At 69.7% G+C, this 25,205-nt stretch carries 22 protein-coding genes and 1 riboswitch; of the genes, 10 read left to right on the top strand and 12 right to left on the bottom strand.

Features of this window, described 5'->3' with window-relative positions; translation table 11 throughout:
* Positions 1–7 precede the first annotated feature (7 nt).
* Entirely contained in the window at positions 8–1,735 is a 1,728-nt protein-coding gene (locus ACFXK0_RS07560; protein ID WP_379409067.1) for a GMC oxidoreductase, read from the top strand.
* 210 nt (positions 1,736–1,945) lie between these two features.
* A complete protein-coding gene (locus ACFXK0_RS07565) occupies positions 1,946–2,518 on the top strand; it encodes a hypothetical protein (RefSeq protein WP_379409068.1) in 573 nt (190 codons plus the stop codon).
* A gap of 68 nt (positions 2,519–2,586) precedes the next feature.
* On the opposite strand, the gene ACFXK0_RS07570 is transcribed toward ACFXK0_RS07565, so the two are convergent.
* Together ACFXK0_RS07570 and ACFXK0_RS07575 are read right to left on the bottom strand one after the other, a co-directional pair.
* Positions 2,587–3,024 (bottom strand): VOC family protein, encoded by a 438-nt coding sequence (locus ACFXK0_RS07570; protein WP_379409069.1) that lies wholly within the window; start codon positions 3,022–3,024, stop codon positions 2,587–2,589.
* Between the two features lie 59 nt (positions 3,025–3,083).
* Positions 3,084–3,434, bottom strand: coding sequence for a DoxX family protein (locus ACFXK0_RS07575; RefSeq protein ID WP_379409070.1), 351 nt, complete (start codon positions 3,432–3,434; stop codon positions 3,084–3,086).
* 64 nt (positions 3,435–3,498) lie between these two features.
* Between ACFXK0_RS07575 and ACFXK0_RS07580 the strand changes: the two genes are divergently transcribed.
* Positions 3,499–4,182, top strand: a complete 684-nt coding sequence (locus ACFXK0_RS07580; protein WP_379409071.1) for a TetR/AcrR family transcriptional regulator — start codon at positions 3,499–3,501, stop codon at positions 4,180–4,182.
* Between the two features lie 50 nt (positions 4,183–4,232).
* Here ACFXK0_RS07580 and ACFXK0_RS07585 read toward each other — a convergent pair whose 3' ends face one another.
* Entirely contained in the window at positions 4,233–6,320 is a 2,088-nt protein-coding gene (locus tag ACFXK0_RS07585) for an MMPL family transporter (RefSeq protein WP_379409184.1), read from the bottom strand.
* A 93-nt stretch (positions 6,321–6,413) separates the two neighbouring features.
* Here ACFXK0_RS07585 and ACFXK0_RS07590 point away from each other — a divergent pair, with 93 nt between their 5' ends.
* Positions 6,414–6,923, top strand: coding sequence for a MarR family winged helix-turn-helix transcriptional regulator (locus ACFXK0_RS07590; RefSeq protein WP_379409072.1), 510 nt, complete (start codon positions 6,414–6,416; stop codon positions 6,921–6,923).
* A 71-nt stretch (positions 6,924–6,994) separates the two neighbouring features.
* Here the strand turns inward: ACFXK0_RS07590 and ACFXK0_RS07595 are convergent, their stop codons facing one another.
* Together ACFXK0_RS07595 and ACFXK0_RS07600 are read right to left on the bottom strand one after the other, a co-directional pair.
* On the bottom strand, positions 6,995–8,530 hold the full coding sequence (locus ACFXK0_RS07595; protein WP_379409073.1) for a hypothetical protein: 1,536 nt from the start codon (positions 8,528–8,530) through the stop codon (positions 6,995–6,997).
* Between the two features lie 101 nt (positions 8,531–8,631).
* Positions 8,632–9,567, bottom strand: coding sequence for an IclR family transcriptional regulator (locus tag ACFXK0_RS07600; RefSeq protein ID WP_379409074.1), 936 nt, complete (start codon positions 9,565–9,567; stop codon positions 8,632–8,634).
* A 54-nt stretch (positions 9,568–9,621) separates the two neighbouring features.
* Here ACFXK0_RS07600 and cysD point away from each other — a divergent pair, with 54 nt between their 5' ends.
* Genes cysD through ACFXK0_RS07625 form a run of 5 tightly spaced genes read left to right on the top strand, consistent with a single transcriptional unit; the run spans position 9,622 to position 15,540 of the window.
* Positions 9,622–10,527 carry a sulfate adenylyltransferase subunit CysD gene (gene cysD / locus ACFXK0_RS07605; RefSeq protein ID WP_379409076.1) on the top strand — a complete coding sequence of 302 codons (906 nt, stop codon included), beginning with the start codon at positions 9,622–9,624 and terminating at the stop codon, positions 10,525–10,527.
* Positions 10,527–12,392, top strand: a complete 1,866-nt coding sequence (cysC, locus tag ACFXK0_RS07610; RefSeq protein ID WP_379409077.1) for an adenylyl-sulfate kinase — start codon at positions 10,527–10,529, stop codon at positions 12,390–12,392. The genes cysD and cysC overlap by 1 nt, the downstream gene beginning before the upstream one ends.
* Positions 12,389–13,606 carry a hypothetical protein gene (locus ACFXK0_RS07615; protein ID WP_379409079.1) on the top strand — a complete coding sequence of 406 codons (1,218 nt, stop codon included), beginning with the start codon at positions 12,389–12,391 and terminating at the stop codon, positions 13,604–13,606. Before cysC ends, ACFXK0_RS07615 begins: the two co-directional genes overlap by 4 nt.
* Positions 13,603–14,388, top strand: coding sequence for an SDR family oxidoreductase (locus tag ACFXK0_RS07620; RefSeq protein ID WP_379409080.1), 786 nt, complete (start codon positions 13,603–13,605; stop codon positions 14,386–14,388). The genes ACFXK0_RS07615 and ACFXK0_RS07620 overlap by 4 nt, the downstream gene beginning before the upstream one ends.
* Positions 14,389–14,406: 18 nt before the next feature.
* On the top strand, positions 14,407–15,540 hold the full coding sequence (locus ACFXK0_RS07625) for a sulfotransferase family protein (protein ID WP_379409082.1): 1,134 nt from the start codon (positions 14,407–14,409) through the stop codon (positions 15,538–15,540).
* Positions 15,541–15,550: 10 nt separating this feature from the next.
* Here ACFXK0_RS07625 and ACFXK0_RS07630 read toward each other — a convergent pair whose 3' ends face one another.
* The 6 genes from ACFXK0_RS07630 to ACFXK0_RS07655 form a co-directional block, all read right to left on the bottom strand.
* On the bottom strand, positions 15,551–17,356 hold the full coding sequence (locus ACFXK0_RS07630; protein ID WP_379409083.1) for an exonuclease domain-containing protein: 1,806 nt from the start codon (positions 17,354–17,356) through the stop codon (positions 15,551–15,553).
* A gap of 82 nt (positions 17,357–17,438) precedes the next feature.
* Complete coding sequence (locus tag ACFXK0_RS07635) at positions 17,439–18,080, bottom strand: (2Fe-2S) ferredoxin domain-containing protein (protein ID WP_379409085.1); 642 nt, start codon at positions 18,078–18,080, stop codon at positions 17,439–17,441.
* Complete coding sequence (locus ACFXK0_RS07640; protein ID WP_379409087.1) at positions 18,077–18,865, bottom strand: ABC transporter ATP-binding protein; 789 nt, start codon at positions 18,863–18,865, stop codon at positions 18,077–18,079. The genes ACFXK0_RS07635 and ACFXK0_RS07640 overlap by 4 nt, the downstream gene beginning before the upstream one ends.
* Positions 18,862–19,929, bottom strand: a complete 1,068-nt coding sequence (locus ACFXK0_RS07645; RefSeq protein ID WP_379409089.1) for a FecCD family ABC transporter permease — start codon at positions 19,927–19,929, stop codon at positions 18,862–18,864. The genes ACFXK0_RS07640 and ACFXK0_RS07645 overlap by 4 nt, the downstream gene beginning before the upstream one ends.
* On the bottom strand, positions 19,926–20,924 hold the full coding sequence (locus tag ACFXK0_RS07650) for a FecCD family ABC transporter permease (protein ID WP_379409090.1): 999 nt from the start codon (positions 20,922–20,924) through the stop codon (positions 19,926–19,928). The genes ACFXK0_RS07645 and ACFXK0_RS07650 overlap by 4 nt, the downstream gene beginning before the upstream one ends.
* Positions 20,921–21,958, bottom strand: a complete 1,038-nt coding sequence (locus ACFXK0_RS07655) for an ABC transporter substrate-binding protein (RefSeq protein ID WP_379409092.1) — start codon at positions 21,956–21,958, stop codon at positions 20,921–20,923. The genes ACFXK0_RS07650 and ACFXK0_RS07655 overlap by 4 nt, the downstream gene beginning before the upstream one ends.
* 28 nt (positions 21,959–21,986) lie before the next feature.
* A riboswitch (cobalamin riboswitch) is annotated at positions 21,987–22,180 on the bottom strand.
* A gap of 229 nt (positions 22,181–22,409) precedes the next feature.
* On the opposite strand from ACFXK0_RS07655, the gene ACFXK0_RS07660 reads away from it, so the two are divergent.
* A complete protein-coding gene (locus ACFXK0_RS07660) occupies positions 22,410–23,291 on the top strand; it encodes a glucosyl-3-phosphoglycerate synthase (RefSeq protein ID WP_379409093.1) in 882 nt (293 codons plus the stop codon).
* A gap of 56 nt (positions 23,292–23,347) precedes the next feature.
* Here ACFXK0_RS07660 and ACFXK0_RS07665 read toward each other — a convergent pair whose 3' ends face one another.
* Positions 23,348–25,201: an ATP-binding cassette domain-containing protein gene (locus tag ACFXK0_RS07665; protein ID WP_379409094.1), complete on the bottom strand. Its 1,854-nt coding sequence runs from the start codon at positions 25,199–25,201 to the stop codon at positions 23,348–23,350.
* Positions 25,202–25,205: the final 4 nt, after the last annotated feature.

Genomic DNA, 25,205 nt, shown 5'->3' on the forward strand with positions numbered 1-25,205 from the left:
CTCCTCTATGTCCGAGCGAACCACCGATTTCGACGTCCTGATCGTCGGCTCAGGATTCGGTGGCAGTGTCACCGCGCTGCGGCTGGTCGAGAAGGGGTACTCGGTCGGCATTCTCGAGGCCGGGCGCCGCTTCGCCGACGACGAGCTTCCCAAGACCAGCTGGGACCTGCGTAAATTCATCTGGGCGCCCAAGCTCGGCTGTTTCGGCATCCAGCGCATCCACCCGCTGCGTGACGTCCTGATCCTGGGCGGCGCCGGCGTGGGCGGCGGTTCGCTCAACTACGCCAACACGCTCTACGTTCCGCCGGAGCCGTTCTTCCAGGACGCGCAGTGGCGCGACATCACCGACTGGCGCGCCGAACTCACCCCCTACTACGAGCGCGCCAAGAAGATGCTCGGCGTGGTGCAGAACCCGCACATGACCCCCGCCGACGAGATCTTCAAGTCCGTCGCCGAGGACCTGGGCGTGGGCGACACCTTCGTGCAGACCCCGGTCGGCGTGTTCTTCGGTGAGCCGGGCAAGACCGTGGCCGACCCGTACTTCGGCGGCGCGGGCCCCGAGCGCACCGGCTGTGTCGAGTGCGGTGACTGCATGGTCGGCTGCAAGTTCGGCGCCAAGAACACCCTCGTGAAGAACTACCTCTACCTCGCCGAACAGGCCGGTGCCCAGGTCGTTCCGATGACCACGGTGACCGCGCTGCGTCCCCTGCCCGACGGTTCCTGGGACATCGCCACCGAACGCACCGGCGCCTGGATCCGCAAAGAGCCCAAGACCTACACGGCCAAGCAGGTCGTGCTCGCGGCAGGCACGCTCGGTACGCAGAAGCTGCTGCACGCCATGCGCGACGAGCAGGTGCTGCCCGACCTCTCGGATCAGCTGGGCCTGCTGACCCGCACCAACTCCGAGTCGATCGTCGGCGCCGCCACCAAGACCCTGGCCCCCGGGCAGGACTTCACCAAGGGCGTGGCGATCACTTCCTCGATCCACCCCACCCCCGACACCCACATCGAGCCGGTGCGCTACGGCAAGGGCTCCAACGCGATGGGCCTGATGCAGACGCTCATGGTCGACGGCGGCGGCAAGATCCCGCGCTGGCTGCGGTTCCTCGGCATCGTGCTGATGCATCCGCTGCTGATGCTGCGTTTCCTGAGCGTGAAGAACTGGAGCGAGCGCACCATCATCTCGCTGGTGATGCAGCACCTGGACAACTCGATCACCACCTACACCAAGCGCGGGCTGTTCGGCCGGCGCAAGCTCACCTCCACACAGGGCCACGGCGAACCGAATCCGACCTGGATCCCGGCCGGCAACGACGTGACCCGCCGTGTCGCGGAGAAGATCGGCGGTGTCGCGGGCGGCACCTGGGGTGAGGTGTTCAATGTCCCGCTCACCGCGCACTTCCTGGGCGGCGCGGCGATCGGCGCCGACCGCGAGCACGGCGTGATCGACGCCTACCACCGTGTGTTCGGCTACCCGACGCTCAGCGTCGTCGACGGCGCGGCCGTCTCGGCGAACCTCGGCGTGAACCCGTCGCTGACCATCACCGCGCAAGCCGAACGGGCCGCCGCCTACTGGCCCAACAAGGGCGAGGCCGACACCCGCCCCGAGCAGAGCGCCGGGTACGCCCGGATCGCGCCCGTCGCACCGAAGCAGCCAGTCGTGCCCGCGGGGTCACCGGCCGCGCTGGTGCTGCCGATTGTGGAGATCCGCGGCACCGAGCAGACCGCGGGCTGATCCCGCCCCTGGAACCCCCGACACCGGGTGGTTCCAGGGACATTCACCACGCGTGGATCTGTACGATGTCACGGCGAGCCGAACGGCTCGGTGGTGCAACGAACAGACTTTGCCCTGAACCGACTTCCCCGGTGGGACCGTCGTACGCAACCATCGAGGTGGCCGATGGTGCCGTTGGCAGTTCGGGAACAGGGGCCTCTGATGGACTCGATGCGCAGAGGCGTCGTGGTGGCTGCCGCGATCGTGCTCGCCGGCGCGGCCGGATGCACGCACAATCCTGATCTCCACGATCCCGCACCGACATTCACCCACGTCGACACCGCGCCCGCCTTCGACACATCCGAACCGCGGGCGCTCGCAGGCTGGGCCGATGCTATCTTCGCCGGCACCGTGCTGGAACGCAGTGGCTCGGCGTCGCGCACTGCTCTGCCGGAAACACAGTTCCGGGTCGAGGTGATCGCGACGTTGAAAGGCGATCTCGGACATGTCGTCACCGTGAACCAGGAGGGGGGCAATGTACCCGGGACGAACGAGATCGTCGTCGTCGACGGTGACCCGCTGATCGCGGCAGGCACGAGCTATCTGTTCGCCACCCGGTATTCGCCGGAGATGGACTGGTACACGATCGCCTCCGGTGTCGGTGACATCGAGCTCACCGCGGACGAGATGCGGGCTGTGCGGGCCGGCGCACGCGCGCCAGGTGCACCGGAACCGGAGCAGATCAAGAAGATGCGTGACGCGATCGCCGGCCAGATCCCCTTCCGTGGTGCCCAACACCCGTGAGTCCTACGTGACGGCCTTGGATCGGCTGGTCGGTGGATATTCGCCGCGCGCGCCTGGCCCGCATCGGACTAATTCTTCTTCAGCTCCTCGGCGAGCATGACCAGGATGCCGCTGGGACCACGGAGGTAGGTGAGCTTGTAGATGTCGGCATAGGTCGCGACGCCACGCAGCGGATGGCAGCCGTGCCGGGCGGCAATCGTGAGAGCCTCGTCGAGGTCGTCGACCGAGAACGCGATGCGGTGCATGCCGATCTCGTTGGGCAGGGTGGGCTCGGTCTCGATCGCTTCGGGATGGATGTACTCGAAGAGCTCGAGCCGGCCGTGCCCGTCCGGCGTCTGGAGCATCGCGATCTTGGTGTGGTTGCCGTCCAGGCCGACCGCGGTGTCTGTCCACTCGCCGCTGACGGTGTCACGGCCGAGGACAGTGAGGCCGAGGTCGGTGAAGAACGCGATCGTCGCTTCGAGGTCGTGAACAGCGATGCCGATGTTCTCGAGTTTGATGTCCATGCGTCGCATGCTAATCCCGGTGTCCGACGAGTTCTGTGGAGAACCTCTGCTGCCAGGCCTCACACGGTGATGACGCCGAGGACCACCGGCGCCGCCGCGGCCAAGGTCAACACCAGCGGAACCGGGCTGCCCGCAATGTCTTTGGCGCGCACGTGCGACAGCACCGCGCCGACGAAGTACAGCACCACACCGATTCCGGCGGCAATGCCGAACGTCCGGTAGACGATGCCGGCCAACAGACCCAGGGCGCCGGCGAATTCGAGCACGGCGAGGGCGGGCAGCCAGGTCAGCGGCACGCCGAGCCGCGTCATGGTCGAGGTGATCTCCTCGTCCTCGACGAGCTTGGCGCGACCGGAGACCACGAGAACGATCGAGAGCAGGATTGCGAGAACCACATATGCGATGAACATGGAAGTAAAGTACAACGTGCATTGCATCTTGTAAAGTGGTCGTTGTACTCAACTAGGAGGACTGATGGACAGCACCGCTCAGCGGCTCGGACGGCCACGCAAAGGCTCACTCGGCAAGCGAGAAGCCATCCTGGCGGGCGCACGGAGGGTGTTCGGGCGAGTGGGCTACCTGGGCGCGAGCATCGACATGATCGCCGCCGAGGCCGAGGTGTCCACGCGCACGATCTACAACCACTTCGCCAACAAGGAACAGCTCTTCGCCGTCGCGTTGACCGAAAGCTCCGAGCAGGTGGCTGCCGCGCACGAGGCGATGATCGGGCGGTACCTCCACGACGACGTCACGGCCGAGAATCTGGAAACGGCATTGACCGAGCTGGCCACCGAGTGGGGTCGGCCGGATCCCGCCTTCGCCGAGCACGAGGCGATCGTCGGGCGGATTCACGCCAGGGGCGAGGACTTCCCGGCCGACCTCGTCGCCGCCTGGCTCGAAGCCGGCCCGCGACGAGTGCAACGCGCACTCGCCGACCGTCTGGCCCGGCTGGGCGAGCGCGGCATGCTGGACCTGGAGAACCCCGCCCTCGCCGCACAGCACTACATCGCGCTGATCACCACGGCACAGCACAGCGAGGCGACCGCCACACCCGAACCGTCGATCGACGAGTCCGTGGCAACCGGCGTGCACACCTTCCTGTACGGATACGCCGGCCGCAGCGCCACAAACGGTCCGGGTGCCGACCGCCGACGCTGAGCTGCGGCGTCGCCCTCTCCGTTGCTCTTCGGCGAGTGCTACGGCGACCCCTATACCGCGACCGGCGTCTCCGGTTGCGCCGCTTCGGTTGTCGCGGGTTTCGCCGGCCACCAGATCTTGTCGCCGAGGAGTTCGAACAGTGCGGGCACCACCAGGGTGCGGACCACGAAGGTGTCGAGCAGGATGCCGATGCCGACGACGATGCCCAGTTGGGTGAGCGTGATCAGCGGCAGCACGCCGAGGACACAGAACACCGCGGCCAGGACCGCCCCGGCGCTGGTGATCACCGCGCCGGTGGAGGCGACCGCGCGGACCATGCCCTGGGTGGTGCCACGCCCGGCCGCTTCCTCGCGCGCCCTGGTCACCAGGAAGATCGTGTAGTCCACGCCGAGCGCGACCAGGAACAGGAAGCCGAACAGCGGGACATTGGTGTCCAGCGCCGGGAAGCCGAAAACCGCGTCGCTGATCCAGCTGCCCGCGCCGAGCGCCGCCAGCGCGCTGAGCACCGTCGCCCCGACCAGCAGCAGCGCCGCCGGGACGGCCCGCAACAGCACGAGCAGCACGAGCAGGACGACCGCCAGGATCAACGGGATGACCAGTGCCTGGTCGCGGCGGGCGGCATCACGGATATCGAGCGCCTCGGCATCGGAACCACCGACGAGCGCCTCGGCGCCGGGAACAGCGCCCACCGCGTCCCGGATCGCCTCGATGGTGGTGAACGCCTCCGCCGAGCCCGGCTCCGCGTTCAGCACGACCGACCACCGGGTGGTGCCGAGGTCGGAGGTTCCGGTCTCGGTGGCTCGCGAAACACCGTCCACCTTCTCGAGTCCGGCCTGGATCTCGGTGGCGGTGGCGGTGCGCGCGATCACCACGGCGGGGTCGGCGGCGCCGGACGGGAAGTGCTCGGCCATGGTCCGCAATCCGTCGACCGATTCGGCCTCGACCCGGAACTGGTCGGTTTGCGAGAGGCCGATCTCGGTAGTCGCCAGGCCGGTCGCGAAGACCAGCAGGACCGCCGACGCAGCACCGGCGACCAGGGCGGGGCGGCGCACCACCCGTGCCGCGACGGCGGCCCAGAGGCCCTGTTCGGCCGGGTCGCTGCCGTCCGCGGCGGGCACGAACGGCCAGAAGACCCCGCGCCCGCACAACGCCAGCGCGGGCGGCAGCGCGCACAGCACGAAGACCAGCGCGACGACCAGGCCCGCCGCGGCGAACGCGCCCAGGCTGCGGGTGTTGGGCAGCGCGGCCAGCAGCAAGGTCAGCAGGGCAAGCACGACGGTGACATTGCTGGCCACGATGGCGGGCGCGGCATGGCGCACCGCGGCGCGCAGCGCGGCACGGTGGTCGGTGTGCCGGTGCAGTTCGTCGCGGTAGCGCGAGACCAGCAGCAGCGCGTAGTTCGTGCCGGCGCCGAAGACCAGCACGCTGGTGATGCCGGAGGTGGAGCCGTCGAAGGTGAGTCCGGTGAGCTGGGCCAGCGCGGTCCCGACGCTGGTGGCGACGCGGTCGGCGAGGCCGACGACGAGCAGCGGGACCAGCCACAGGATCGGCGAACGGTAGGTGAGGATCAGCAATGCCATCACCACCAGCGCGGTCACGATCAGCAGCAGCGCGTTCGCCCCGGAGAACGAGTCGGCGATATCGGCGCCGAAGGCCGGGCCGCCGGTCACCTGCGCGCGCAGTGGGTCCGGCAGATCGGTGGTGACGGCGGCGCGCAGTTCACCGATCCGGTCGGTGAGCGCGAAGCCGTTGAGGTCGGCCGATACCGGGATCTGGGCGATGGCGGCGCGGCCGTCAGGTGCCGGGACGACCTCGGTGGCGGCCACTCCGGCCCGCAGCAGCGCGGCGTGCACCGCCGCCAGATCCGGTGCGGTCAAGGTGCCGTCGTCGGTGCGGGTCGCCACCAGGATCGCGGCGGCTTCGCCCGCGTCCGGGAAGTCCGCCACCGCGGCGGCCGCCCGCGCGGATTCCGCCGACGAGGGCAGCGATACCGGCGCCTGGCCCGCACTGTCGTTGCTGCCCGCCAGCCCCATCACGGCCACGGCGACCGCCAGCATCGCCAGCAGCAGCGCCCACGATCGCCTGCCGGTGACCAACCGGGCGAACCGGTCCCAACCCTGTCCCTCGCTCACTCGCATCACGGACCAAACTATTTCAGAAACTTAATTAACCGGCAATGCCGACCCCCGCGAAGGGGTTAAGCTCGCAGCCGGACCGAGAGGAGACACCGCGTGGACGAGGACAACGCGCACACCGATCCGGCCCTCGACCGGACAGGGCTGGAAACCGAGATCGCCAAGGATCTGCGCGCGCTCACCGCGATCTCCGAACAGATCGGGCACGTCTTCGCGCGCTCGAACAGACTGCGCCCGAACGACTTCCGCGCCCTCATGCACGTCGCGACAGCCGACGCCGAAGGCGCGCCGGTGACCGCGGGCCAGCTGAGCAAGCTCATGGGCGTCTCCGCGCCGGCCGTCACCTACCTGGTCGAGCGGATGATCGAATCCGGGCACCTCGAACGGGTACCCGACGACACGGACCGCCGCCGGGTCCACCTCGGCTACACCGATCACGGAATGTCGGTCGCGGCCGGATTCTTCGGCCCCCTCAGCGCACGCACCCGCCGGGCACTGGCCGAACTGCCCGACACCGACCTGGCCGCAGCCCACCGGGTCTTCCTGGGCGTCACCGCCGCCCTGCGCGAGTTCTACGGCGAGTTACCGGACAAGGCCACCGACTAGCGCAGGGCGCCCGCGACCACGAGCGCACCGATCGCCGTGCTGCCGTAGCGATCGGTGCGCTCGATCCTGCGCTACACCAGCCGCAGGGTGCTGATCATCTCTCGTGCCTGCTCGGCGGGCAGTTCGCCGGTCGCGTTGCGGTCCACGAGCAAGGCGAGCGCCAGCATGGTGCCCGCGGCGTTGCGGAAGGCGAAGGAGTAGACGGAGTACGCGTCGGCCGTGCAGCCGGGGACCGACGGTGTCCACGGGCCGGAGCCCTCGACGAACTGGCCGGTCAGGCCGCTGTCGGTCGTCAGCGCGGTGGGCGCGGTGAGTGTGCCACCGGTCGGGTCCGAATAGCCGCCCTCCGCGGCGATTTTCGCGACGGTCGTCGCGGCGGCACCCAGGTCGGACTCGGTGATCGCGGTGACGCCGACGAGTCCGCGATAGGCCGAGCCGGGGCAGTAGTCCTCGCCTTCGGTGGCCTTGCCGCGGCCGGTGATGGTGCCGCTGAGACCGGTGATGCCCATCGTGTCGTACGCGGCTTCGACCGACCAGTTCGACGGCACGTCGTAGGCGACCCGATAGGCGGGGATGAGCACGCCCTTCGCGCCCGGGGACACCGGTGCCGTGGTGGTTCCCGACAGCGGCGCGGTCGTGTTCACGGTGGTGCTGGCGGCGACGGTGGTCTCGTCGTCGTCACCACCGGTGCCGATGAGGACCGCCACGGTGACCGTGATGGCCAAGGCGACCACCACACCAAGCACCGCGAAGATCACCCCGGCCCCGCCCTTGCGCGGGCCGGGCGGCTGCTGCGGGGCGTATCCGTAGGGCTGCTGCCCGTACGGCGGCTGCTGCCCGTAGCCCGCCTGCGGTGCGCCGTACTGCTGCGGCGGGAACTGCCCCGCCTGCTGGCCGTACCCACCCGGTGCCGGGTAGCCGGCTTGCGGATTACCGTACGGCCCAGCGGCATTCGGGTCCGCATAGCCCTGCGGAATCGAGGGCTGGGAGTACTGCCCAGAACCGGCGGGCGGCGCCACCGGCTGCGGTGCCTGCCCGGCGCCGTACAGCACCGTCGAGTTCGCGCCTTGATCACCGGGCGGCTGAGGAATCGCCGGCTGAGCGAACTGACCGGAACCGGCCTGCGGTGGGAACGTCGGCTGGGCGAACTGACCCGAACCCGCCGGCGGCGGCGTGGGCTGCGGTTCCTGACCCGCGCCGTACAACATCGTCGAATTCGCACCCTGATCACCGGGCGGCGGCGGGATCGCCGGCTGGGCGAACTGACCGGAACCGGCCGGTGGCTGCGGGATGGCGGGCTGGGCGAACTGACCCGAGCCCCCGGGCGGCGGGGTCGGCTGCGGTGCCTGCCCGGCGCCGTACACCATGGTCGAATTCGCGCCCTGGTCGCCGGGCGGCGGGAAGGCAGGTTGGGCGAACTGACCCGAACCGGCGGGCGGCGGCGTGGGCTGGGGTCCCTGGCCCGCGCCGTACAGCATCGTCGAGTTGGCTCCCTGGTCGCCGGGCGGCGGGGTGGGCTGGCCGGGCGGATTCGCGTCCGGTTGCTGTTCCGGTGGTTGCCCCGAGAATCCGGGTGCTTCCCACCACCGATCGACGTTGTCTGCCACGGCCTGTCCCTCCTCATCACCTGCCCGACTACCCGTCGGGGTCAGGGTCCCCACTCAGGGTAATGGCGGATGGTCGGTGAAGTTTCCCCGAGCGCCCGCTTTCACTGCCGATGACCCCGTTCCGGAGCCGGCGTGCCGGCGGAGATGCGTTCGGCCGCAGCGATGGTGGCCGCGCCGAGCTCGGCGAGCGCGCGGCTCGACAGCCGGGTGTCCGGGCAGGCGACGACGGAGGCCACGACCGTGCCGCGTTCGTCACGGATCGGGGCGGCCAGGGTGACCACGGCGTTCTCGGCGCCGAGTTCGTCGGGCAGGTAGTCGATGGTGATCAGCTCGGTGATGACCGAGCCCAGCTGGGCTCGCAGGGCGGCGGTGATCGGCGAATCACGCAGGCCGGCAAGAGCTTCCAGCATGGGCGTCGAGTCGTCGACGAGCCGTTCGACGGAGTAGCCGCGGGTCCGGATCTCGGCGAGGACACGGGTGAGCCGCTCCCGATGGGCGGGGTCGGCGACAGCCAGCCAGGCCTGCCGCTCGGGTTCCGGCGCCCAGGCGATGAACTCGCGACAGACCGGTGGCGCGAGGGGCAGCCGGCGTCCCGCCCTGACCCAGCCGGCCGAGGGATCGCCGATGACCTCGGTGACCACGATGCTCGGCCCGTCCCGCTCGGCGAGGAAGACCGGCACGCCCGAACTGTCGGCCAGTGCGCGCAGATGCGGGCCCGCGGTGTGCCGCAGCGGGAAGGCCACCTCGGCGCGCCGGGCGACGGTGAGCAGACGCAGGCCGATGCCGTAGCAGCCGTCCTCGTCGCGCACGGTCCAGCCGTCGGCGGTGAGCTGGGTGAGCACCGCGTGGGCGGTGGCCCGCGACAGTCCCGCTTCGCGCACGATCCGCGCCAGCGACAGCCGTTCGGCGGCATGCCGGCTCAGCAGTTCGATGACCTTCACGACCCGCTGGGTCGGTGGCGAGACGGCACCCGGCACGTCCGGATCCGGGGTCACCTCTTGACCGGCGCGCTCGGCCCGGTTTATCGTCGGTGTCACAATATCGAACAATAGCGTCGAATAGTCGACAATGCAAGTAGAGGTAGGTGGAACGTGCAGACAGGGTACGAGTTGTCGCACCTGGCGGCCCTGGAGGCCGAATCGGTGCACATCTTCCGGGAGGTGGCGGCCACCTTCGAGCGTCCGGTGCTGCTGTTCTCCGGTGGTAAGGATTCGGCGGTGCTGTTGCACCTGGCGCGCCGGGCCTTCTGGCCCGCGCCGCTGCCGTTTCCGTTGCTGCACGTGGACACCGGGCACAATTTCGACGAGGTGATCGAGTTCCGCGATCGCACCGCCGAACGCACCGGAGCACGATTGCTGGTGGCCCACGTCCAGGACGACATCGACGCGGGGCGGGTGGTGGAACGCCCGGGCGGCACGCGCAACCCGTTGCAGACCACCACGCTGCTGCGCGCGCTCACCGAGCACCGTTTCGACGCGGTGTTCGGCGGCGCCCGCCGCGACGAGGAGAAGGCACGCGCCAAGGAACGAGTCTTCAGTTTCCGCAACCGGTTCGGTGAATGGGATCCGCGCGCGCAGCGGCCCGAGGTGTGGAACCTCTACAACGGCAGGCACCAGGCCGGCGAGCACATCCGGGTGTTCCCGCTGTCGAACTGGACCGAGCTCGACATCTGGGAGTACATCGACCGCGAAGCCGTCGAACTTCCGGCGCTGTACTACGCGCACCGGCGCGAGGTCGTCGAACGCGACGGAATGCTGTTGTCGGCCACCAGGTTCCTCACGCCCCGGCCCGGCGAACACACCGTCGAGGCCACGGTCCGGTTCCGCACGGTCGGCGACGCCACCTGCACCGGCTGCGTGGAGAGCACCGCCGACACCCCGGCGAAGGTGATCGCCGAGACCTCGGCCACCCGGCTCACCGAGCGTGGCGCCACCCGCGCCGACGACCGGATCTCCGAGACCGGCATGGAAGACCGCAAACGAGAGGGCTACTTCTGATGAGCCGCAACCTGTTGCGCCTGGCCACCGCGGGCAGCGTGGACGACGGCAAGTCGACCCTCATCGGCAGGCTGCTCTACGACTCCAAGTCCCTGTTCGACGACCAGCTCGCCGCCATCGAACGGGTCAGCACCGAACGCGGTGGCGACGGCGCCGATCTGGCGCTGGTCACCGACGGTCTGCGCGCCGAACGCGAGCAGGGCATCACCATCGATGTGGCCTACCGCTATGTGACCACGCCGCGCCGCAAGTTCGTCATCGCCGACACCCCGGGCCATGTGCAGTACACCCGGAACATGGTCACCGGCGCGTCCACCGCCGACCTCGCCCTCATCCTGGTCGACGCCCGCGCCGGGGTGACCGAGCAGACCCGCAGGCACGCCTTCCTCGCCACGCTGCTCGGCGTGCCGCACCTGGTGGTGTGCGTGAACAAGATGGACCTGGTCGACTGGTCGCAGGAGCGGTTCGAGGAGATCAGGACCGAATTCGCCACCTTCGCCGCCAAATTGACCGTCGGCGACCTGAGTTTCGTGCCGGTCTCAGCACTGCTCGGCGACAATGTGGTCGAGGGCTCCGAGCACATGGACTGGTATCCGGGGCCGCCGCTGCTGCGCCACCTCGAGGACGTGCACATCGCCTCGGACCGCAATCTCATCGATGCCCGGCTGCCGATCCAGTACGTCATCCGGGCCCAGCAGGGCCTGGACCACCGCAGCTACGCGGGCACCGTCGCGGGCGGGATCTTCAAGCCCGGCGACGAAGTGGTCGTGCTGCCGGGTAACCGCACCTCGCACGTGCGCGAGATCTGGGGGCCCGGCGGCACGAAGATCGACGAGGCGTTCACCGGCATGGCCGTGTCGGTGACCCTCGACGACGATCTCGACGTCGGCCGCGGCGATCTGCTGGCCCGGCCCGGCAACCGCCCGCATCTCAGCGCCGATCTCGATGCCATGGTGTGCTGGTTCTCCGAGACCGACCGGCTGCGGGTGGGCGGGGACTATCTCGTCCGCACCGCCACCCAGACCTCGCCCGCCCAGATCACCGCCATCGACTATCAGCTCGATGTGAACACCCTGCACCGGGTGGAGGACGTGGAGACGCTCGCGCTCAACGACATCGCCCGGGTGCGCCTGCACAGCAGGCAGCCCCTGCTCACCGATCCGTACCGGGAGAACCGGCGCACCGGCAGTTTCATCCTCATCGACCCCGTCACCGATCAGACGGTCGCGGCGGGAATCGTGACCGGGCGCGAGACCGGCGCCGAACACACCGATTCCGCCGCGCGCGCCGAGATCTCCTGGCATCGTTCGGCCGTGAGCCGCGCCGACCGCACCCACACCGGTGCCACCGTCTGGCTGACCGGGCTGTCCGGGTCGGGCAAGTCGACCATCGCCGTCGAACTCGAACGGCAGCTGGTCACCGCGGGCAGGCCCGCCTACCTGCTCGACGGCGACAACCTGCGGCACAGCCTCAATGCCGGTCTGGGCTTCTCCCCCGCCGACCGGGACGAGAACGTGCGCCGGGTCGCCGAAGTCGCCGCCCTGTTCGCCGATTCGGGGGCGATCGCCATCGTGTCGGTGATCAGCCCGTTCGCCACCCAGCGCGGCGCGGCGCGCACCACCCACGCCGACCGGGACCTGCCGTTCCACGAAGTGTTCGTCGACACCTCCCTGGCCGAATGCGAACGGCGAGATCCCAAGGGGCTCTACGCCAAAGCCAGGGCGGGCGACCTCCCCGGCTTCACCGGTGTCGGCTCGCCCTACGAACGGCCCACCCACGCCGATCTCGTCATCACCCCTGATCTCGGCTCCCCCGCCGAGATCGCCGCCCACATCCTCCGAGAGCTAGGAATCGCAGACCGTTGACCCACTCCAGTACCGCCACCGACGCCGGGAGCACCGCCGCGGCGGAACCGCTCACCGCGCCGTTCCTCGCCGCGGTCGCCCAGGCCGAAAAGCTCGTCGCCGGTGCGGAATTCGTCCGCAGTGAGCTCGACCTCGCCGAGGGCTACGACTATCTCGCGGCCAGTATCGCCGCGTGCTTGCGGCTGTCCGGCGCGCACGGCACCTCGCACCCCTATTTCGTGTCCTCGACCGGGCCCTATGCCAAGATGGGCCTGGACAATCCCGACACCCTCTACTATCACGCGAACATCGAGCCGGACGCCGAGTATCTGGTGACCGGAGTGCGTGGCAGCACCGTCGACCTGAGTTTCCAGGTGCTCAAAGGCGATTACACCGCCACCGAGGTGCCCGGCGGCGAGGACGCCTTCGACGATCGGCGCATCCCGATCGCAGCCGACGGCAGCTTCGCGATCCGGTTCGGTCCCGCCAAGCCGGACGCCGGCGACGACTACTTCGCGCTCGGCGAGGGCGCGTCGATGCTCGCGGTGCGTGAGGTCTACAGCGACTGGACCGAACGCAAGGGCTCGGTGCGGATCGAACGCGTCGACACCGTCGGCACGGCACCGGCCGAACCGGATCTCGCCCGGCTGCGCAAACGCTACGGCGCGGCGGCGAAGATGCTGCTGACCCGGGTGCACACCTGGTTCAACTTCCCGAAGTGGTTCTATCTGGACCTGCCGGTGAACACCCTCACCGCGCCCCGGCTCACCCCCGGCGGGCTGAGCACCCAGTACTCCTCGGTCGGGCATTTCGATCTCGCCGACGATCAGGCGCTGGTGATCACCGTGCCGAAATCCGATGCGCCGTATCAGGGTTTCCAGCTCGGCAGTCTCTGGTACATCTCGCTGGACTACGTCAACCATCAGACCAGCCTCAATCACGCACAGGCCCAGGTGGATCCGGACGGCATGATCCGGATGGTGGTGAGCAAGCAGGATCCCGGTGTTGCCAACTGGATCGAGACCACCGGCCGCACCCGCGGCATCCTGCAGTTCCGCTGGCAGCGCACCGACCGGCCGATGACCGAGGCCGACGGTCCCACCGTCGAACTCGTACCCGTCACCGAGGTCGCCGGGCACCTGCCTCATCTCGACCACAACCGGATCGACGCCGCAGGCTGGCGCGACCGGATCAGCGCCCGGCAGCGGGCATTCGCGGAAAGGATGCTGGGATGAGCGCGGCATTGCTGGACAAGAAGGTCGTCGTCGTCTCCGGGGTCGGTCCCGGGCTGGGACGCTCGATCTGCCTCGAGGCCGCCGCGGCAGGGGCGACGGTGGTGCTGGCGGCACGCACCGAATCGCGACTGCTGGAGGTGGCCGCCGAGGTCGAGGCGATCGGTGGCACCGCGCTGTGCGTGCCGGCCGACATCACCGACGAGGCCGCGGTGCAGAATCTGGTGACCCGGACCGTCGAAACCTTCGGACGGGTCGACGCGCTGGTGAACAATGCGTTCTCGATGCCGTCGATGAAGCCGCTCGAGCGCACCGATTACGAGCAGATCCGGTCGAGCCTGGACATGACAGTGCTGGGTGGGCTGCGGATGACCCAGGCGTTCACCCCCGCGCTCGCCGAGGCCAAGGGCTCGGTGGTGATGATCAATTCGATGGTGCTGCGCCATTCCGAACCACGCTACGGCAGTTACAAACTCACCAAGGCGGCGCTGCTGGCCATGTCGCAGACCTTGGCCACCGAGCTCGGTAGCAAGGGCGTTCGCGTCAACAGTGTGCTGCCCGGCTATATCTGGACCGATCAGCTGAAGTGGTATTTCGGTGAGATCGCCGGCAAATACGGCATCACCGCCGAGCAGGTCTACGCCCAGACCGCCGCGAAATCCGATCTCGCACGGCTGCCCGAACCCGCCGAAGTCGCCAAGGCCGTGGTGTTCCTCGCCTCGGACTGGGCCAGCGCGATCACCGGCCAGACCCTCGATGTCAACTGCGGCGAATACCACAACTGATCCAGGAGATCTCTGCTCATGACCGTGCGCACCGATGTCGGCACCGTAGCCGACCTGCACGCTTCAGCGACCAAACTCACCGGCCTCACCGATTTCGGGGCCGACGACTACACCGAGGCGTTGCAGGTGCTGCTCGACTCGTACCGGACCGAGGCCGGCTTCACCGAACTCGGCTCCAAGATGTCGCGTTTCTTCCTGCGCGGCAGCCTGATCGCCCGCGCGCTCAGCGAAGCGGCGTGGGCGGCCAACCCGGAGTATGCCGAAACCCCGGTCACCCGGCCGATTTTCGTCACCGGGCTGCCCCGCACCGGCACCACCGCTCTGCACCGCCTGCTGGCCGCCGACCCGGCCAACCAGGGGCTCGAGATGTGGTTGACCGACTTCCCGCAGCCGCGTCCGCCGCGCGAGTCCTGGCCGGACAATCCCGCCTATCAGCAGATCGATGCGGGTCTGCGTCAGCATCAGGTGGAGAATCCGGAGTTCATGGGCCTGCACTACATGAGCGCCGCCGATGTCGAGGAGTGCTGGCAGCTGCTGCGCCAGTCGCTGATGTCGCATTCCTACTCGTGCCTGGCCCACATCCCGGGTTACGCGCAGTGGGTCGCGACGCAGGACTGGACGCCGGCCTACGCGCGGCACCGGCGCAACCTGCAACTCATCGGCATGAACGACACCCGGCGCTGGGTGCTCAAGAATCCCAGCCACCTGTTCTGCCTGGACGCGCTGCTCGCGGTCTATCCGGACGCGATCGTCATCCAGACGCACCGCGATCCGGCGACCATCATCCCGTCGGTGTGCAGTCTCAACGAGCACGCCACCCGTGGCTGGTCCACGGTGTTCACCGGCGAGACCATCGGCCGCACCCAGCTCGAGTTGTGGTCGCGCGGTCTGCGCGAGTTCACCGCGGCCCGCGCCCGCCACCCCGAGGCCATCTTCCTCGACATCGACTTCGACGATCTGCGCACCGACCCGTTCGGCGTCGTCGACGGCATCTACCGCACCATCGGCACCGACCTGAGCGAGGAGGCCCGCACCGCCATCACCGCCCTCGACAACGAAAGCCGCACCGGCGACCGCAAACCCACCCACCGCTATTCCCTCGCCGACTACGGCCTCACCGAGGACCTCGTCGCCGAACACTTCGCGCAGTGACCGGTGGCGGTCAGTCCTCGACCGCCACCCCGTAACCCCGGGCCAGGGCCGCGAGATCCGACTCGTAGCCCTGGCCTACCGCGCGCAGTCGCCAGGTGTCACCGCGCAGGTAGAGCTCGGCGAGCAGCAAGGTGCGTTCCACGGTCGCCGCGTCGAGTGTCGCGCGGATCGCACCGCTCGATTCGAGGCCGGCGGCGACGTCCAGTTCGATCGCGCCGACATCACCGAAACGGCGATCGGCGCCGTCGAGCGCGGCGGCGAACACGATCCGCGTGCAGTGGGCGGGCAGCTCGTCGAGTGCCACTGTGATCGCCTGCTCGTTCGGGCCGTCCACGGACAGTCGCGCACCGAGAGCCTCGGGTTGGTTGTAGAACACGAAATCAATGGAATCACCGACCTTTTCGGTGCCGTCCACCAGGAACGCGACCAGGTCCACCGTCTCGGCGCCGTCCTGGCTCCAGGTGGCACGCAGTGTCCAGGTGGTGTCGGTGCCCGGTAGATCGATCACCTGCCCGCGGGCCAGCACCGTCGGTTCGGAGTTCCCGGGATCCTCGGCGCCGACCCGCGGTGGCTGGTGGTGCTCCGGCGGCTCACCGGAGGCGAGTAGCTCCGGACCGTGGACCGGCAGTCCGAGTTCGATCGCCTTGCGCACCCGGCGATCGGCCTCCGCGCCGGCCAGTACCAGGAGATCGGTGACGGTCGCCGAGAGATTGACCGCGGCCGAACCGCCCAGCTCGACGAGCCGGGCACGGGCACCGGCGGCCTGCGCGTGGGTGCCGCCGAGCACCAGGACCCGGCGGCCCGACAACGGACCCGACGGTGGCCTCGCGCGGGCGGTGGTGGTGCGCCGGGGCGCCGGCTGCTCACGCGCCGCCTGCACACGGGGCTGACCTGGCTCGATGGCGGTGAGCAGCTCGAGGAACCGCGCTTCGCCGAGCACGGGTGTGCGGTGCTCGGCCGCTCTGCGCGCCTTGCCGGTGCCCGATCCCGGGTCGTTGGTGACCAGCGCGCTGGTCCGGCCGCTCACCGTGCCCGTCACATCGAGCCCGGCGGCCTCGGCGCGGGCCACCAGGTCCTCGCGTTCGAGGTGGGTCTCGCCGGTGAACGCGATCTTCATGCCCTGCCGCAGGGGACCGTCTCCGGTGAGTTTGCCCGGATAGGTGAACGCGCACGGCTGTTTCGGGCCGCGACGTTCGACCGGCCAGGCCTGCCACTCGTCGCGTTCGGCGTCGGGGCCGCAGTCGAGTACGGGTGCGCCGATTCCCAGCTGGGCGGCATCGGCGACCAGGGCCCGCAGCACCTGGACCAGCACGCGGGAATCGTCGAGCGCGTCGTGTGCCTTGTGTTGCGGCACACCGTAATAGGTCGCGAGAGTGCCCAGCTTGTAGTCCGGGGTGGGTGGCGCGACGCGGCGCGCGAGCGCCAGGGTACACAGGCGGCGGCCCACCGGCAGGCGGGCCCCGGTGCGCGCGAACTCGCGCGCGAGGAATCCATAGTCGAACAGGGCATTGTGCGCCACCAGCACCCGGCCGTCGAGCAGACCCGACAGCCGGCTACTGATGTGCGCGAATTCCGGTGCGCCGCGCAGACTCTCGGCGGTCAGTCCATGGATGTGCACCGGCCCCGGATCGCAGCCGGGATCGACCAGGGTGTGGAACTCTTCGCGCACCAGCCCGGCACTGTCCAGCGTCAGTGCCGCCACCGACAACACGCGGTGCTGGTGGGGGCGTAAGCCGGAGGTCTCGACGTCCACGACGGTGTACGCGCCGAACCCGGCGGCCTGCGGTTGGGTGTCGAGCTGTGTGATGCCCTGCATGAGCATCGCATCGTAGACGAGAACCGAAATGTTGCGAGGCACTACCGGTTCCATGCGCCCACCGGTCGCCGTCGGTGGGCGATCACTTCCGCGATGTCGACTCGCTTTCCCCCGCCGCGCCAGGAACCGCTCGGTCCCCCGCGTGGGTGTGCCATTCGCCGTCCGGGTAGGTGATGTAGAGCGGACCCAGGTTGCACGGGTTGAGACACCCAGTCGGGGTGACCAGCGCACCGGGATTGTCGCGACGCAGGCTGCGATGCAGTTCGCCCGCGCCGTAGACGGTGCAGCGGGGGCCGCGGCAGACCAGGATGTGGGTGGTGTGGTCAGGGATCCGGGACCAGGCCGGGCTGCGGAAGGCGCGCGGGCTGGCGGTGACCGGGGTGCCGTCCTCGGCCGTTCTGGCGCGGACCACCTCGGCGAACCCTGGTGCGCTGTCCAGACTTTCGGTGACCCGCACATCGAGTTCGCGGTCGCGGGTCTCCTTCCAGTTGGCGACCGCACGGGCGATCCACGTCTCCAGGTACCGGTCACGCGGCACGGCCAGCGGGATCAGGGTGACGGCCGCGTCATCGCGGGCGGCGGCGTCGAGGGCGTCGTGAATCGTCGGTTCGCCCTGGTCGAGCAGCGCGTACCCGATGCCGCAGGCCGTGGCGAGCGATTCGACGGCGCCGAGGTCGACACCCGACGGCGTGGGCCGGGCGACCAGGACGTGGCGGCGGCTCATGCGGTACGCACCGTCCGCCCGGCCGGAACGACCAGCGGCGTCCCGGTCATCGGGTCGTCGATGACCGTGGACTCCACGCCGAAGACCTCGGCGACCAGGTCGGGGCGCACGATCTCGGCGGGCGATCCCTGAGCGACCACCCGGCCGTCGCGCATGGCGACCAGGTGGTCGGCGTAGCGGGCGGCGAGGTTCAGATCGTGCAGGACCGCGATCACGGTGCGCGGCAACATGTTCCGCAGCACGTCGAGGATGTCGAGCTGGTGGGCGAGATCGAGGAAGGTGGTCGGTTCGTCGAGCAGCATGACCTCCGGGTCCTGGGCGATGGCCAGAGCCAGCCACACCCGCTGCTTCTGCCCGCCGGAGAGCTGATCCATGGTCCGCTCGACGAGGTCGAGGGTGTCGGTGGCGGTCAGGGCGGCCCGGACCGCGGCCTCGTCGGCGTCCGACCACTGCCGGAACCACCGCTGGTGCGGATGCCTGCCGCGGCCGACGAGTTCGCCGACGGTGATGCCGTCGGGCGCCACGGGCTGCTGCGGCAGCATGCCGACCCGGCGCGCCACCGTGCGGGCGGGCTGCTGCGCGATGTCGGCGCCGTCGAGCAGGACCGCGCCCGCGCGCGGCGGGATCAGCCGGGCGAGCCCGCGCAGCAGTGTGGATTTGCCGCAGCCGTTGCGGCCGACGACCACGGTGATCCGGCCGACGGGGAAATCGACGGTGGCCTCGGCGACGATCGTGGCGTCGCCGTAGCCGAGGGTGAGTCCTGAGGTGGTGAGATGTGCGGTCATCCAGCGTGTCCGATTCGGGTTGCGCGGGCGAGGAGATAGACGAGGACCGGGGCACCCAGCAGCGCGGTCACCACGCCGACGGGCAGTTCCGCCGGGAAGAGCCGGCGCGCGGCCAGGTCGGCGGCCACGACCAGCAACGCGCCCGCCGCGGCGGCCGGGGCGAGTCCGGCACCGCGCTCGGCGAGCAATCGCCGCACGATCTGCGGTGCCACCAGTGCCACGAAGGCGATGGGCCCGGCCGCGGCGGTGGCCAGCGTGGCGGCCACTGCCGCGACGACGATCAGCACCGTGCGATGCGGACCACGCCGCCCAGCCAGGGAATTCGCCAGTTCGTCGCCCAGTTCGAGCAGGGGCAGCGAGCGGGCGGTGGCGATCAGCGGCGGTACGGTCACCGCGAGCGCCGCGGCGGCGAACCAGACGTGGGGCCAGTCCCGGTTGGCGAGGCTGCCGGTGAGCCACAGCGCGGCCGTATGTGCCTGGTAGGCATCGGCTCTGGTCAGGATGAAGGCGATGGCCGAGGACAGCATCGCCGTCACGCCGATGCCGACGAGCACGAGGCGGTAGCCGTCGAGGCCGTCCTTGGTCGCCACCACCATGATCAGCGCCATGGCCACGAACGCACCGGCCAGTGCCCCACCGACCAGCCCGAGCCCGGCGCCGCCGAGCAGCACGCTCACCACCAGCGCGCCCAGCGAGGCACCCGCGTTGATCCCGATGATCTCCGGGCTCACCAGCGGGTTCGCCGCGATGCGTTGCAGGATCGCGCCGGCCAGCGCGAAGGCGGCACCGACGCCGAGCCCGGTGAGCACGCGCGGCAGCCGATCGTTCACGACCACGTCGTATTCGATGAGCGTGCCGCCGCCGGACAGCACCCGCAGCACATCGGCGGTGGTCAGCGGATAGTGGCCGACGGTCAGCGACCACGCCGCCACCGTCAGTGCCGCCACGGTGAGCAGCACGGTCAGGAGCACCGATCGCCGCTGGACCCGGAGCACGACGCGGCGCCCCGGCGAGCACAGCAGTACCGTGCCGACCGGCAGCACCCTGCCTTCGGTGACCGTCACAGCTTCGCCACCTTCCGGTCGCGCACCAGATACAGGAAGAACGGTGCCCCGGCGAACGCGGTGATGATGCCGACCTGGATCTCCTGCGGCCGCGCCACCACCCGGCCCACGATGTCGGCGAGCAGCAGCAGGGTCGGACCGAGCACGGCCGACCAGACCAGCACCCACCGGTAGTCGGGCCCGGCGACCGCGCGGGCGATGTGCGGGATCACCAGGCCGACGAACCCGATCGGTCCCGCGACGGCCACCGCCGCGCCCGCGAGCAGCACCACCGCGCAGGCGCCGGTGGCCCGGACCGGGACCAGGCGGGTGCCGAGGGTGCGCGCCATGTCGTCGCCGATGGCGATCGTGTTCAGCGGCCGCGCGACGACCAGGGCCAGTACCGCGCCGACCGCGATGAACGGCGCTGTCCCGCCGAGGGATTCGAGATCGGCGCGGGCCAGCGATCCGACCACCCAGAACCGGAAGTTGTCGAACGTGGTCCGGTTCAGCAGGGTGACGGCGGTGGTGATCGAGGCCCACAGCGCGGTGCACGCGGCCCCGCCCAGTGCCAGCTTCACCGGTGTCGCGCCCCCGAATCCCAGCGAACCCAGCAGGTAGACGCAGGCCGCCGCGATCGCGGCACCGAGGAACGCGAACCACACGAAGCCGGCCGGGGTGGTCACGCTCAGCGCGCCCATGGCGAGCACAATCGCCAGCGAAGCGCCCGCGTTGATGCCCAGCAGGCCGGGCCCGGCGAGCGGGTTGCGGGTCAGGCCCTGCATCACCACACCGGCCAGGGCCAGCGCCACGCCCGCGAGCAGCCCGGCGAGGGTCCTCGGCAGGCGGATATAGCGCACGATCCGGTCGCTGTCGGTGCCGCGGAAGTCGGTGAACGCCGTGAGGGCCTGGTCGAGGGTGAGCGGGTGCGCGCCGATCAGGACGGAGGCGACGCAGACAGCGGCGAGCGCGGCACCGGCCAGCATCAGGCCGGTGCCGCGAACGGTGCGGGTCACCGTCCGAACAGATCGGGGTGGATCAACTCGGCGACCAGTTCGGTCGCGTGCGCGATCCGCACACCGGCGGCCCGGTCCGCGAACAGGAACGGATGCACCACGCCGTTGCGCACGGCGGTGAGGTTCGCGAAGGCCGGGTTGCCGACGATCCGGTCGACCTGCGGCTGCGCGTCGGTGCGGGTGTAGGTGGCCTTGCAGCACTGGCTGGTCAGGATGATGTCGGGATCGCGGGCGATCAGGCTTTCGGCGCCGATCGGGACATTGCGGCGCTCGGTGAGATCGGCGAAGGCGTTGACTCCGCCGGCCGCCTCGATGATCTGGGTGACGAAGTCGATGCCGCCCGCGACGGTGTAGGAGCCGTCGTCCTTGGGCGTGACGACCGCGACCCGCGGGCGTGGCGCGCCGGCCACCGTCGCGCGCACCGCCTCGATCCGGGTACTCAGCTGTGTGACCAGCTCGTCGGCCCGTCCGGCAACACCCCACAGCGCGCCGAGGTCACGCAGGTCGGCGTAGACATTGTCGAAACGCACGGTCTTCGGGTCGATCGCCTCGTCGGCGAGTCCGTCCGCGCTCGGGCACAGCGGGCTCAGCACCCAGGTCCGCACGCCGAGTTCGTGCAGGCTCGCCCGGGTGCCGACACTGTTCTGGGCCGAGGCGGCGAAGACGCCGTTGTAGCCCGACAGCACGAAATCGGGTGTCTGCGCGAGCAGTTCGTCACGGCTGGGCAGCTTCTCGGCATAGGCCGACTTCGCCTGTGCGTCCCGGTATTCGGGCAGTACTTCGGCGTCCAGGAACGCCGTGCCCACCAGCCGGTCGGTGACGCCGAGGGCGTGCGCGATCTCGATCGAGGGCTGGTAGGCGGCGTAGATCCGTTGCGGTGGCGCGTCGACGGTGATGTCGATTCCGCAGTTGGCGCGGGTCACGGCGTTCGCGCCGGTGGTCGCGGGGGCGGGTTGCACACCGCAACCGGTGACGACGATCGCGCAGGCGATCAGCGCGCCGGTACGTAGGCGCGCGAAAACAGACGGGGTCAAGGTGACGGCCTTCCAGGTCCTCGTGGAACGGTTACTGCGTGGCCGTGGCCGGTCTCCTGGCTGACGGGATTGCGTGCGCCGAATCCACCTTCCCAGGGCATCGGCCCCAGTGGCTCCGGGCAGCGTCTGCTGCCCGGAACGATTCGTCGCTCCCGATCACAGTGGCGAGGGCCGCACCGGTTTCCCACCGATTTCCCGAACACCACGGCTGCTGGACTCTAGCAAGATCGGTGCCGGGGTAGCGGGAGCACCCTGGTCGGACGTCCGGTCAGCGCGGGTCGGGGCAGCCGGTGCGGGCGGGCCGGCAATCAGTCTCCGCAGACAATGCCACGCCCGCGCGCGGCCGCACCACCTGTCCGACGACCAGGTCGCCCGGCGCGCTGATTGGCTCCCGTCACAGGATCGTGGTGTTCGCTGGCGGGCGGGGTCGGGGTGTCGTTCACTGTTCGGCATGAACGTCCGTGAACTGATCGACCGGAAGTCCGGTCGCCGGATCTCGGTGGTGGTGCCCGCGCTCGACGACGAGGACACGGTCGCCGGAGTGGTCGCCTCGGTCCGCCCGCTGCTGGGCGGGCTGGTCGATGAACTGATCGTGCTCGACGCAGGCTCCGCCGACCGCACCATCGCGCGAGCCAGGGCGGCCGGCGCCGCCGTCTACACCCGGGAGGAGGCGCTCCCCGAGGTGCCGCCGCGCCCGGGCAAGGGTGAGGTGCTGTGGCGCTCGATGGCGGTGTGCACCGGTGACCTGATCGTCTTCCTCGACGCGGATCTGGTGGAGCCGGACCCGTTGTTCGTGCCCACGCTGGTCGCCCCGCTGCTCGCCGACCCGGGGCTGGCCCTGGTGAAGGGTTTCTACCGGCGGCCGCTCGCCGGTGGTGCCGGGGTGGACGCCGACGGCGGCGGGCGGGTCACCCAACTGGTCGCCCGGCCGCTGCTCACCGCGCTGGCGCCCGCCCTGGCCGAGATCGTGCAGCCGCTCGGTGGTGAATACGCCGCCACCCGTGCGTTTCTCGGCGAGATCTCCTTCGCCAGCGGGTTCGGCGCCGAGATCGGCATCCTGCTCGACTGCTGGCAGCGCCGTGGCCTGTCCGCGATCACCCAGGTCGACCTCGGCGTGCGGCGGCACCGTCATCGGCCGACCCACGAACTGGCGGTGATGAGCAGGCAGGTGGTGGCGACACTGCTGGACCGGCTCGGCATCCGTGACTCCGGCATCGGCCTGGTCCAGTTCCTGCCGGGCGAGACCGGATGGCAGCGCACCCCGTCGGAGGTCAGCCTGGCCGACCGCCCACCGATACCGCGGATGGCCGCCGCGCACCGCGATATCGCCTGACAGACACCGAGCGCCGGTGCGGTCTACAGACCACACCGGCGCTCGGCCCAGATGTACTACGCGGCGACCAGGCCGAAGTCGAGCTTGATCAGCTGGTCGGCGCAGTCGAAGTAGCGGTCGTCGTGGGTGATCACGATGACCGTCTTCCCGCGGCGCTTGAGATCGGTGAGGATCTCTCGGTAGAACACCTCGCGGAAGCGCGGCTCCTGATCGGCGGCCCATTCGTCGAAGACGTAGATCTGGCGGTCTTCGAGCAGCGCCGTGAGCAGGGCCAGCCGCTTACGCTGCCCCTGCGACAGATCCACCGTCGACAGGCGCCCGTCCCGCACGGTCACCTTGTGCGCGATCTGCAACTCGTCGAGGTAGCGCTGGACCTCGGAGTCGATCCCCGGCCGCGCGAACCCGAGATAGTCCTCGAACAGATGGAAATCGGTGAACACCGCCGACGAATTCTGCCGGTACCACTCGATGTTGTCGTGGTCGATCCTCTCCCCGTTGAGCGACAACGACCCCGTGCGTGGCACATACAGACCGGTGATGAGCTTGGCCAGCGTCGACTTGCCGCTGCCGTTGCCACCGACGATGAACGAGATCTGGCCCGGCTCGAAGACCAGGTCGATCGGCCCGAGCCGGAAGCCGCTGTCCTCGGACTCGTCGAGTCCGGGCGGCGGGCCCAGCGGCACCGGACGCACGTCCGTGGCACCGTGATCGATCCAGTTCTTGCCGTTCACATCCGGTCCGGCCGACGGACGCGCACCCGGATGTGCCGGATGATGACCGGGTCCGGGATGTCCGTTGTTGCCGCGCGGCGGCGGACCGGGACGCGGCGGCGGACCACCGAGTCCGGGCGGACCGGGCGGCGCACCGGGCGGCGGCGGAACCGGCGACGGTGCCTCCGAACGATACACGTAGCTCACATCGGTCAATTCCAGCTTGGCCTCCCCCACCGCTGGACGTTCCGAATAGGGCAGCAGATCCTCGTTGTGCAGCGTCTCCATCGACAGGTTCATGCCGCGGATCTTGGCCAGCGCCACATCACCACGCAGCAGATCCGGGATGCGGTGCATGAAGTTCTGCATCGGCATCGCCAGGAACGTGGTGACCAGCACGTAGCCGATCATGGTGTCGCGCGGCAGGTTCAGCGCCGCGGCGATGACGAACAGGATCAGCGCCATCGTCGCCAGCTGCAATGCCTGACCGAAGCCCTGCGCGTAGGAGAACTTCGATCCCGCGTCGGTGTTCTGATCGCGCAGCGTGCCCGCCGAACCGAGCAGATGCCGGTCCATGAAGTCACGGCGGCGGCCACGGTGCAGCTTCAGTTCCTTGATGCCGAGGGTGACGGCCTGAAACGATCGCAGCAGCGCGTCCTCGTTCTCGCGTGCCTCGCGGTAGATGCCGCGCACCCGCTTGAGCACCATCTCGACACACGCGATGCCGATCAGCGTGCCGGCCACGGTCACCGCGAAGATCGGCCCCGACACGACGGCCAGGAACACGAAACAGCCGACAATGGTCGCCACGTCGACACAGATCGACGGGATCGCGGTCACCGCCTGCGACAGCGAACGCACATCCTCGGTGAGGGTGGCGATCAGCCGGTGCGTGCCGAGCCGTTCCAGGTGTTCCAGCGGCGCGGCGACGATGCTCGTGCTCAGGTCACTGCGCAGCCGGAAGATCGCTTCCTGCGACAACCGGATCAGCAGCACCTGCGAGAGCACCCCGCTGACGAGGATCACCGCGCCGGCACCGGCGAAGCGCAACAGCAGCTGATCGGGCTGCGGCTTCGGCGAGACGACCGCGTTGATCAGCGTCACCAGATAGGTGTTGGCCACACCGCAGATCAGGCCCGCGACCACCACGGCCGCGATCCTGGCCGGCGAGAGCGCGGCGAGAAAACGGAGCAGATGCATGACT

Source organism: Nocardia sp. NPDC059177 (genome assembly GCF_042755165.1).
Taxonomy (GTDB): domain Bacteria; phylum Actinomycetota; class Actinomycetes; order Mycobacteriales; family Mycobacteriaceae; genus Nocardia.

Bases quoted from the DNA above. Each gene is read 5' to 3' on its own strand.
- ACFXK0_RS07635 (WP_379409085.1), bottom strand. From the start codon at position 18,080: ATGAGCCGCCGCCACGTCCTGGTCGCCCGGCCCACGCCGTCGGGTGTC.
- ACFXK0_RS07560 (WP_379409067.1), top strand. From the start codon at position 8: ATGTCCGAGCGAACCACCGATTTCGACGTCCTGATCGTCGGCTCAGGA.
- ACFXK0_RS07625 (WP_379409082.1), top strand. From the start codon at position 14,407: ATGACCGTGCGCACCGATGTCGGCACCGTAGCCGACCTGCACGCTTCA.
- ACFXK0_RS07665 (WP_379409094.1), bottom strand. From the start codon at position 25,201: ATGCATCTGCTCCGTTTTCTCGCCGCGCTCTCGCCGGCCAGGATCGCG.
- ACFXK0_RS07575 (WP_379409070.1), bottom strand. From the start codon at position 3,434: ATGTTCATCGCATATGTGGTTCTCGCAATCCTGCTCTCGATCGTTCTC.
- ACFXK0_RS07640 (WP_379409087.1), bottom strand. From the start codon at position 18,865: ATGACCGCACATCTCACCACCTCAGGACTCACCCTCGGCTACGGCGAC.
- ACFXK0_RS07660 (WP_379409093.1), top strand. From the start codon at position 22,410: ATGAACGTCCGTGAACTGATCGACCGGAAGTCCGGTCGCCGGATCTCG.
- ACFXK0_RS07580 (WP_379409071.1), top strand. From the start codon at position 3,499: ATGGACAGCACCGCTCAGCGGCTCGGACGGCCACGCAAAGGCTCACTC.
- cysC (WP_379409077.1), top strand. From the start codon at position 10,527: ATGAGCCGCAACCTGTTGCGCCTGGCCACCGCGGGCAGCGTGGACGAC.
- ACFXK0_RS07570 (WP_379409069.1), bottom strand. From the start codon at position 3,024: ATGGACATCAAACTCGAGAACATCGGCATCGCTGTTCACGACCTCGAA.
- ACFXK0_RS07565 (WP_379409068.1), top strand. From the start codon at position 1,946: ATGCGCAGAGGCGTCGTGGTGGCTGCCGCGATCGTGCTCGCCGGCGCG.
- ACFXK0_RS07620 (WP_379409080.1), top strand. From the start codon at position 13,603: ATGAGCGCGGCATTGCTGGACAAGAAGGTCGTCGTCGTCTCCGGGGTC.
- ACFXK0_RS07585 (WP_379409184.1), bottom strand. From the start codon at position 6,320: ATGCGAGTGAGCGAGGGACAGGGTTGGGACCGGTTCGCCCGGTTGGTC.
- ACFXK0_RS07630 (WP_379409083.1), bottom strand. From the start codon at position 17,356: ATGCAGGGCATCACACAGCTCGACACCCAACCGCAGGCCGCCGGGTTC.